This is a genomic window from Ruegeria haliotis (assembly GCF_013377785.1).
GTDB lineage: Bacteria > Pseudomonadota > Alphaproteobacteria > Rhodobacterales > Rhodobacteraceae > Ruegeria > Ruegeria haliotis.
Map to the genome: position 1 here is coordinate 22,472 of NZ_JABXWT010000027.1, position 8,474 is coordinate 30,945.

Sequence of the window (8,474 nt, forward strand, 5' to 3'; positions counted from 1 at the left end):
CTACCGGACCGCGCCATTTCGGGGAGAGGAGGAGAGGCGCGGCCCGGTCTGTTCGATTGATCAGTCTGACTGATCAATCGGGTATGACAGCGGTACCGTCAATTTCAACCAGCCAGTCCGGGCGCGCCAGCGCCTGAACCACCAGACCGGTTGAACAAGGGTGCACACCTTTGATGTACTCACCCATGGTGCGATAGACATCTTCGCGATGGCGCACGTCGGTGATGTAGACCACGACCTTGACCAGATGCTCCATCGAGCCGCCGGCCTCTTCGATCAGCTGCTTGATGTTTTGCATCACTTTGTGGGTCTGTTCGACCGGATCGTGGCTGTCGATATTGACGGCATCATCCAGATTCTGCGGGCACTGGCCGCGCAAATACACTGTTTTGCCACCTTGGGTCACAACGGCCTGACACAGGTCATTGTCTAGGTTTTGCTCCGGATATGTGACACCAGTGTTGAATTTACGAATGCGTGTATGCGCCATGTCTGTTTCCTGTTCTCTCAGAAGTTATTCGGCAGCCGACGCGACGATTGCCGCTTTGCCGTCATATTTGGCATAGGAACACTGGATCGCGATCTGGTCAGCAACGTATTTCGCATCATGCCATACGCCCCAAAGGAACGAAGACCCACGGCGCGACTGCCAGGGCAGACCCAGGAAATAGACGTCCGGTTCAACCGAGATACCACGATGGTGGATCGGTGCGCCGCGGTCGTCGAACCCATTGACCTTGAGCCATTGGAAATCCTGACGGAAGCCGGTAGCCCAAATGATCGAGGTCACGCCTTCCTTGGCCAGATCAATCCCTGTCAGTGGGTTGGCCAGACTATCCGGGTCATCATAAATCTTACGCGCTTCGGGCTCTTCCGGCAGGTTGAGGCCGGTGCGTTCGACATAGGCGTCAGCCGCATCCAGAACTTCCTTATAGTTCGCATCGCCACCGGCAACATTCGCCTGCAGATCGTTCTTGAAGCTCAAAACGCCATCGGCATAGCCAGCGGTCAGACCGGTCAGGGTCACGCCTTCGTTGCCCAGACGACGGAAATCCATGGTGTGTCCGCCATTGGCACCACTGACCGAGATGGTCACATGCTCGGTACCCGGTGCAGGCGCAGCCATGTCCCACAGGCCCAGAACACCCAACCACCAAACAAAATCACGACCACGGTAACGACGCGGTGGACGATCATGTGGACCAACCGACAAGAACACCTTGCGGCCCGCGCGGTTCAGCTCATCCGCGATCTGTGCACCGGAGGAACCCGCACCCACAACCATTACGGCCCCTTCAGGCAACTGCTCTGGCTTCTTGTAGTAAAACGAGTGGATCTGCTCGACGCCTGCGGTTTCCGGCACGATCGGCGGAATAACCGGATGCTGGAACGCCCCGGTGGCCGCAACAATACGGTTGGCGCGGATATCACCGGCGCTGGTTTTCACCAGAAAACCACCCTCGCCGGACACGCGGTTTGCTTCCAGAACCTCAACACCTTCGCGGATCGGCGCTTTGATCATCGCCGCGTAATCCACCAGATACTGCGCAAAACGATCCTTGGTCACAAATTCATCAGGGTCGTTGCCTTCAAATTCCAGATTTGGAAAGCGGTCGTGCCAGGCCGGGCCGTTGGCAACCAGATTGTCCCAACGCCCTGTGCGCCAAGCTTCGGCCGTCCGGTTCTTTTCCAGAATGATGTGCGGCACATTGTTGTTTCCCAGGTGCTCGCTTAGCGCGATGCCAGCCTGGCCGCCGCCAACAACCAGGGTATCCGTTTTTTCGATGGACATGTGTCGGTTTCCTCTATTTGTGTCTCGGTCCGACCGGGGCGGTCGGAGAATGCTTGCGACCCAAACCGGATTTGGTGTGATTCACCCGACATCGAAAAGCCGGGCAATTTAATATTCACCAAAATTCGGACATGAACATTCACCACATTTCGCGTCTTTGCCGCAGCATTGACCCTTTTCGTGACGACGTCTTTCCATGCCGGTTCAGCACGCCTTGCGCGTTTCAAGGGTAAAGTTCCACAAGTCGGAAACCGGCGAAATTACTGTCTAACTTACCCCTAGTTAGGCTTTGGCTAATCCGGTTAATTCACCGTGATTTATCAAGGGTTATCTGACCTGCGACAGGCGCGGAGCGATCAGATAATAGAGCTCTCCCTGCGACGAGATCTGGCATTTTTTGTACAATTGCTTGCGAATGACTTTGACGGTTTGCGGGCTGATTCCAAGCGTCAGGCCAATAGAGATCGAGGAATGCCCCTGCAGGATCAGCAAAGCGATTTCGGCTTGTCGGGGGCTGAGGTTGATGCCGGATTCTTCGGACAGTCTTTGCTGCAAAGTTTCTGCCGGGTTTTCAGGGGTCGCCGCTGCAACGGAACTCAGTGAACACCAGTTCTTTCGGATCAGTGCGTTTGCAATCGGTGCGGCCTGTCGTGCGTCCCTGAGATCGCGGTTCGAAAACCTATGAGCCGTGGTCGCATCCCGGCCAAGGCAGGCGGTGATGGAGACCCCCGGTGCGGGGGTGGAGAAAAAGGCCATCTCATCCACCAGAGTCGTGCGCTGGTAATAGGATTTGTAATACTCGTTGCGCTGAAACTGGTCCGGGGCGATGTCGATCAGGTGATATAACCCATCCGGCTGACCCCGTTTATGCAGTGAATAAAACGGGTCCAGCAAATAAGCGCCATCCGCATAGTGGCTGCCGATGCGTTCGAATACGCGCTTTTCGGTCGCTTGGGTCAGAAAAACCTCGGGCGCTTGGTCCTCGATGAAGGCAACGATTGTGAAGTTGTCAAACTGCAGGCCGGCGTTCAGCCAGTCCATCAAGTGTTGCGCAAACTGGGGTGTATCAAGGGCAAGGACGGTCTGAGCCAGTAATTCGGGTGCCGGATCGGGTTTCATCGCAATCATACCTCTCTGGGGGTATATAGCCCTGAATAGATAAGCTGATAGGGTCAAGGCCACTAATTGGGGGTATATATTGTCAATGGCGCACAGGTAAATGTGCCCCGGGCATGAAAATTGCCCCGCCAGATGTCCAACGGAGGTCCAGCCATGCGCGATCCACGCTATGATATTTTGTTCGAGCCGATGAAAATCGGTCCTTTGACGGCCAAGAATCGCTTTTATCAGGTGCCGCATTGTAATGGCGGGGGGTACCGTGACCCATCTGCTGCCGCAGAAATGCGTGGAATCAAGGCCGAGGGTGGCTGGGGTGTGATCTTTACCGAACAGTGCGAGATGCACCACACTTCGGAAATCACGCCGTTCATCGAACTGCGCCTGTGGGAAGACAAGGACATCCCGCAGCTGCGCAAGATGTCAAAAAAGATGAAAACTTACGGCGCGCTGGCGGGAATTCAGCTGGCCTATTCGGGCATCAACGGCCCGAACCTGTACACCAAGGAAGTGCCCCTGGCACCGTCCGCGATGCCGATCCGAACTTTCACCAACGATCCGGTGCAGGCGCGCGCGCTGGACAAGCAGGACATCAAGGATCTGCGCCGCTGGTTCGTGAACGCAGCAAAACGGTCAAAAGAAGCAGGATTTGATTTGATCAACCTGTACGGTGCGCATGGATTTGGCATTTTCCAGCACTTCCTGAGCCGCGCCACCAACCATCGTACGGATGAATATGGCGGTAGTCTGGAAAACCGGTCCCGCTTTTCCCAGGAAGTCATCAACGACATGAAGGACGCGGTGGGTGACACCATGGCCATCGTGCTGCGGGCCAGTCTGGATGAAACCATCGGAGAGCTTGGATTTTCCAACGCTGAACTGCGCGATTTCATCGAGATGAACAAGAACCTACCGGACATGTGGGATCTGGCGCACGGCGCGTGGGAAGATTGCTCGGGGCCCTCGCGGTTCAAGGAAGAGGCCGCACAGGAATCTCTCGTGAGCGGTATTCGCGAACTGACCGACAAGCCGGTTGTTGGCGTTGGCCGGTTTACCTCGCCTGACGTGATGGCCCGGATGATCAAATCCGGCACGCTGGATATGATCGGATGCGCCCGGCCGTCAATTGCTGACCCGTTCATTCCCAAGAAGATCGAAGAAGGCCGGATCGAAGACATCCGTGAATGCATCGGTTGCAACATCTGCATCACGGGCGACCTGACCATGTCGATCAGCCGCTGCACCCAGAACCCGACCTTCATGGAAGAATGGCGCAAGGGCTGGCACCCTGAGAAAATGAACGAAAAGGGCGACAGCTCGAACGTTCTGATCGTCGGTTCGGGTCCTGCCGGGTTGGAAGCCGCATGGGCACTGTGTCGCCGTGGATATGACGTTGCCGTGGCCGAATCCCGGGATGTGATCGGTGGTCGTGTCACCCGCGAACGAGCCCTGCCGGGGCTAAGCGCATGGGGACGTGTCGTCGATTACCGGGAATATCAGCTAAGCCAGCGCCCCAATGTCGAGATTTATCGCGAAAGCGAGCTGGATGCCGACAGCATTCTGGAATTCGGCTTCGAAAATGTCTGTATCGCCACTGGCGCGAAATGGCGGAACGACGGTGTTGCCCGTCAGCACGTCGTGCCGATGCCGATTGCCGATGGGGCCAAGATCTATACCCCGGATGACCTGATGGATGGCACCATCCCGTCCGGTCGTGTCGTGGTCTACGATGACGACCACTACTATATGGGTGGCGTTCTGGCCGAACTGTTGGCCAAAAACGGTGCGGATGTGACGCTGGTTACACCTTCGGCCTATGTCAGCGATTGGACCAACAATACCTTGGAGCAGGTTGCCATTCACCCAAGGCTGGTGAACGCAGGCGTTGAAATCGTCCTTAATCAGGGTGTTTCGGAAATCCATGCGGATCATGTGGTGTCAAACTGCGTTTATACCGACCGCACCTGGAAGATTGAGGCTGATGCCGTTGTGGTTGTTGGATCGCGCGCCGAAAACAGCGGTGTCTATCAAGAACTGAAGGCCAAAGAGGCTGAATGGGCAGATGCGGGCATCAAGTCTGTCAAGCTGATTGGAGATGCAAATGCTCCGGGCCCGATTGCCTGGGCGACTTATGCAGGCCACCGATATGCCCGTGAATTGGACGGCGCGGATATTGGCGACGCGTTGCCATTCCGCCGCGAGATCACCGAACTGGCCGTCGACTAACCTACGACCAACCGGCGGTGCGGAGCTTGATCAAATACCTCAAGCTCCGCACCTCGGACTTTCCAAGACCAGCCGCGGGGTGTCTTAAGCCCCCAGACCACTGAAAAGGTGACTTAGTTTTTTGCGAACCAGAGCAACGAAAAAAACTGGTTGTTGAAAAAGAACTCTGGGTCAATGATCTGACCTGCACAGGACTACCCGATACGCTTGGAACTCATTCTGCAACGCTGTCGCCTTCTGATTTAGGAGACGAAATCATGGTAGATGCAACTGATCGCGCTTTTGTTGGAAATCACAAATACGGTATGGGCTATGAGCCGACCTATAGCGGCGCGAACAGCCTGTTTCGCAGGCCGTATTCGCGCGACCTGGAAGGCGTCGATTTTGTCGCCTGGGGTGTGCCTTATGACCTGACGGTTACCAACCGCCCCGGCTGTCGGCTTGGCCCACGTGGCATTCGCGCCGCGTCAACCAATGTGGCCTGGGATGGCGGGCCGTGGTTCTGGGATTTTGATCCTTTTGAGAAGTTCCGGATGGTGGATTACGGCGATTGCTCGTTTGATCCCGGTTTCCCGTTGGAAATCCATGACAAGATTTACGAGGAAGCCAAAAGCATTCTGCAATCAGAAGCCTTTTTGCTGACCATGGGTGGGGATCACTCCGTCACCGAGCCGATCCTGAAGGCACACGCGGAACGCCACGGGCCAATCTCTCTGATCCAGATTGACGCACATTCCGATACTTGGGAAGAAGAACCCCGGCGTTTTGACCATGGGTCGATGTTCTATCATGCCGCAAAATCGGGCATTATCGACGCCGAGCATTCGATTCAGGCGGGGCTGCGGACCTATAATGCGAAATCGCATGGGTACAACCGGCTGACTGCGGAATTCGTGCATGAGAACGGCATCGACGCGACTGTGGCAAAGATCAAAGAGGTTGTGGGCGACCGCCCGGCCTATCTGACCTTTGACATCGACGCGCTGGACCCTGCCTTTGCGCCCGGTACCGGCACACCCGTATGTGGCGGTCTGACGACCTGGCAGGCAATCTCGCTTATCCGCAAACTGGGTGGCGTGAACCTGATCGGCGCAGATTTGGTCGAGGTCTCGCCGCCTTTTGACAACGCGGAAATCACCGCGTTGGCCGGGGCGACGCTGTTGCTGGAAATGACCTGTCTGGTTGCTTCGCAGAAGTAACTAAAAGAGCCGATAGCAAAAACAACAAGCGCGCGGTGTCTCAGATATCGCGCTCTTTTCCTGACCCTGATTGAGCGGGTCGTTGTTCGCCAAGTGGGCACCGCAGGCACTCTTGCAGCTTCCCGGCCCGTTGATCAGCCCGGTATACCATTCAGTGAGGTACGGGTCTTCGCCGTGGCGAAAAGCCATCATCGAGAACACCAACCGAAGAGCCAGACATCAGATCATTGTCGGATCACGACAGGAAGGTGATCTGCAACCGGCTCAACAACACGCCCCGCAGATGTCTCGGGTGGAAGATGCCAGCTGAGATCTTCCGCGAAAAGGTGAGGGAAGAGTGGCAATGAGGCCCCTACCCTGACCTCAACAAAAGTCGCGGCTTAGGTATCGCTTACAACAAAGCCACTCAGTTAGTCCTCAAACGCGCGCAGCTCAGGCAATTCTGAACGCAGCCAATCTGATGCCAGACTGGCCAGCGGGCAACACCGGCGCACCAGCGCGAAATCATCTTGCTTCACAATTACCTTACAACTATTGTCAGGAACTGGACAGGCCCTTACTTTCCACCCAAGAGCAACGAAGCGGTCCCACGTTATGCAGGCAGTCAGTTTAAAATACGTCGAACCCCCCTGTTCACCGCTCCGCCCCCAGATGGCGGATCGGTCGCAGGTGATCATCAACCACCTTCGGGTTGTGGCCCTGAAGTGCCGATCCGCCGCACGGGTTGATCTGGATAAGGCCTGTGCTCTTTTGCTTGCTGATCCCGCGGATGCCCAGATGCGCCATGCTGAAACGCTGATGCGGGGGTATCGACAGGCGGTCGCGAAGAGGCCCGTGTTCTTTCGCCCTGGAACGGATGAGCTATCGTTCGACGAAGCCTGGCTGGGCCGTCTGTTCGAAGCGATCGAGCATAAAGATGACGACAGTTTTCGCTTTCTTATTCAGTCCCGTGTACCGCGATGGACCCAACGAAATCTGGCGTTTTTGATCCGGTCGATTTCCGAGGAATTCCATCAAGTTTAGAATAATTCTAAAAAGTGCTTGGAATCTTTTTCTGATCATCTAAATATGGTCCAGCACGCTGTTTTTAGAACAGCTTTTTACCAAGAGATTCAAGGTGAGCCAGATGACTCAGACTGCTATTGACCTGACACCCGATTCCCGCGCTGCAATTGCAGATGCGCTGAATCAATCCGTTGCCGAGACCGCCGTGACCACGATGTTGGCACAGAACTTTCATTGGAATGTAACGGGGATGGCGTTTGGGCCGCTGCACGAATTGTTCCAGAAGATTTACGAAGACCACTTTGTTGCGCAGGACGATCTGGCTGAGCGTGTCAAAGCACTGGACGCCCATGCCGAGGGCACTCTGGCCGGTATGCTCAAGCGCTCGAAAGTAAGCGAGTATGACGGCAATGCCTCGGACAAAGAGATGATCAAGGCCATGCTGGACGCGCAGGAAACCCTCGCATCGACCCTTGCAGGCGCGGGTGAACTGGCAGCGGGGCACGGGGATACGCTGACCGAGGATCTGTGCATCAGCCGTGGCCAGACCCACGAGAAATTCGCGTGGTTCCTGCGCTCTCATCTGTGCTGATTAGTCAGTCAGGGTGAACTTCACCTTGGCTTTCTTCTTTTTCAGTTTCTTCAGATAGGCCGGTGCCCAATGGGTGTACCGGCCCATTGATCCCTGCTGACCAACAAGCATCTGAACAAATGCCTCCTGATGGTCAGGCCGTTTGATGGACTTGAACAGCTTTTTCTGGCTTTTGGTCATGGAACAGCCGATGCAATGGCCTTCACGACGGAATTTGCACACGTCGATACAGGGCGACGGGACTTTCTTGCTCATCACTGTAACTCGCTGAAGCGACCGGGATTCGATGGTCTGCGGCTGGTTTTCCCAAGGTGTAATGGCCGAGATGAGCCGGGTTGTCGAGATGGCGAGAACACGCGTTGGACCGGCCGTTATTCCGGATTGCCAATACGGTGTTTCTGTTGCTCGACAAACTCCACACCTGCGGCTGCAATGGTGACAGCATCCGATAGCACGGCAAAACCCTGAACCAGGCTCTGTCGCAAATTTTTTTATGGATCAGAGCGAGCGGTTTTTCTAGACAGATTTATCCCGCGAGCTCAGC

At 55.6% G+C, this 8,474-nt stretch carries 8 protein-coding genes and 1 pseudogene; 5 read left to right on the plus strand and 4 right to left on the minus strand.

All coding sequences use genetic code 11. The annotated features are described in order from the left end of the window. Positions 1-73: 73 nt before the first annotated feature. The 3 genes from HW561_RS22100 to HW561_RS22110 form a co-directional block, all read right to left on the minus strand. A complete protein-coding gene (locus HW561_RS22100; protein WP_176867521.1) occupies positions 74-490 on the minus strand; it encodes a RidA family protein in 417 nt (138 codons plus the stop codon). Positions 491-514: 24 nt separating this feature from the next. Continuing rightward, a complete protein-coding gene (locus HW561_RS22105) occupies positions 515-1,792 on the minus strand; it encodes a flavin-containing monooxygenase (protein WP_176867522.1) in 1,278 nt (425 codons plus the stop codon). A 327-nt stretch (positions 1,793-2,119) separates the two neighbouring features. Then, positions 2,120-2,911, minus strand: a complete 792-nt coding sequence (locus HW561_RS22110) for a helix-turn-helix transcriptional regulator (protein WP_176867523.1) — start codon at positions 2,909-2,911, stop codon at positions 2,120-2,122. A gap of 153 nt (positions 2,912-3,064) precedes the next feature. On the opposite strand from HW561_RS22110, the gene HW561_RS22115 reads away from it, so the two are divergent. The 5 genes and pseudogenes from HW561_RS22115 to HW561_RS22130 all read left to right on the plus strand — a co-directional run bounded on the left by HW561_RS22115 (position 3,065) and on the right by HW561_RS22130 (position 7,930). Further along, entirely contained in the window at positions 3,065-5,134 is a 2,070-nt protein-coding gene (locus tag HW561_RS22115) for an oxidoreductase (RefSeq protein ID WP_176867524.1), read from the plus strand. 257 nt (positions 5,135-5,391) lie between these two features. Next, the gene (gene speB, locus HW561_RS22120) at positions 5,392-6,333 is read left to right on the plus strand and encodes an agmatinase (protein ID WP_176867525.1); all 942 of its coding nucleotides are present in this window, start codon (positions 5,392-5,394) and stop codon (positions 6,331-6,333) included. 166 nt (positions 6,334-6,499) lie between these two features. After that, a pseudogene (locus HW561_RS24390) lies at positions 6,500-6,680 on the plus strand (IS30 family transposase); the annotation flags it as partial. A 322-nt stretch (positions 6,681-7,002) separates the two neighbouring features. Continuing rightward, positions 7,003-7,356, plus strand: a complete 354-nt coding sequence (locus tag HW561_RS22125) for a hypothetical protein (RefSeq protein ID WP_176867526.1) — start codon at positions 7,003-7,005, stop codon at positions 7,354-7,356. Positions 7,357-7,459: 103 nt separating this feature from the next. After that, positions 7,460-7,930: a Dps family protein gene (locus HW561_RS22130; RefSeq protein ID WP_176867527.1), complete on the plus strand. Its 471-nt coding sequence runs from the start codon at positions 7,460-7,462 to the stop codon at positions 7,928-7,930. Here HW561_RS22130 and HW561_RS22135 read toward each other — a convergent pair whose 3' ends face one another. Next, positions 7,931-8,185, minus strand: coding sequence for a DUF1289 domain-containing protein (locus HW561_RS22135; protein WP_176867528.1), 255 nt, complete (start codon positions 8,183-8,185; stop codon positions 7,931-7,933). Positions 8,186-8,474: the final 289 nt, after the last annotated feature.

Excerpts from the sequence above, each read along its gene's own strand:
- HW561_RS22100 (WP_176867521.1), bottom strand. The coding sequence starts at position 490 with ATGGCGCATACACGCATTCGTAAATTCAACACTGGTGTCACATATCCG.
- HW561_RS22105 (WP_176867522.1), bottom strand. The coding sequence starts at position 1,792 with ATGTCCATCGAAAAAACGGATACCCTGGTTGTTGGCGGCGGCCAGGCT.
- HW561_RS22110 (WP_176867523.1), bottom strand. The coding sequence starts at position 2,911 with ATGAAACCCGATCCGGCACCCGAATTACTGGCTCAGACCGTCCTTGCC.
- HW561_RS22115 (WP_176867524.1), top strand. The coding sequence starts at position 3,065 with ATGCGCGATCCACGCTATGATATTTTGTTCGAGCCGATGAAAATCGGT.
- speB (WP_176867525.1), top strand. The coding sequence starts at position 5,392 with ATGGTAGATGCAACTGATCGCGCTTTTGTTGGAAATCACAAATACGGT.
- HW561_RS22130 (WP_176867527.1), top strand. The coding sequence starts at position 7,460 with ATGACTCAGACTGCTATTGACCTGACACCCGATTCCCGCGCTGCAATT.
- HW561_RS22135 (WP_176867528.1), bottom strand. The coding sequence starts at position 8,185 with ATGAGCAAGAAAGTCCCGTCGCCCTGTATCGACGTGTGCAAATTCCGT.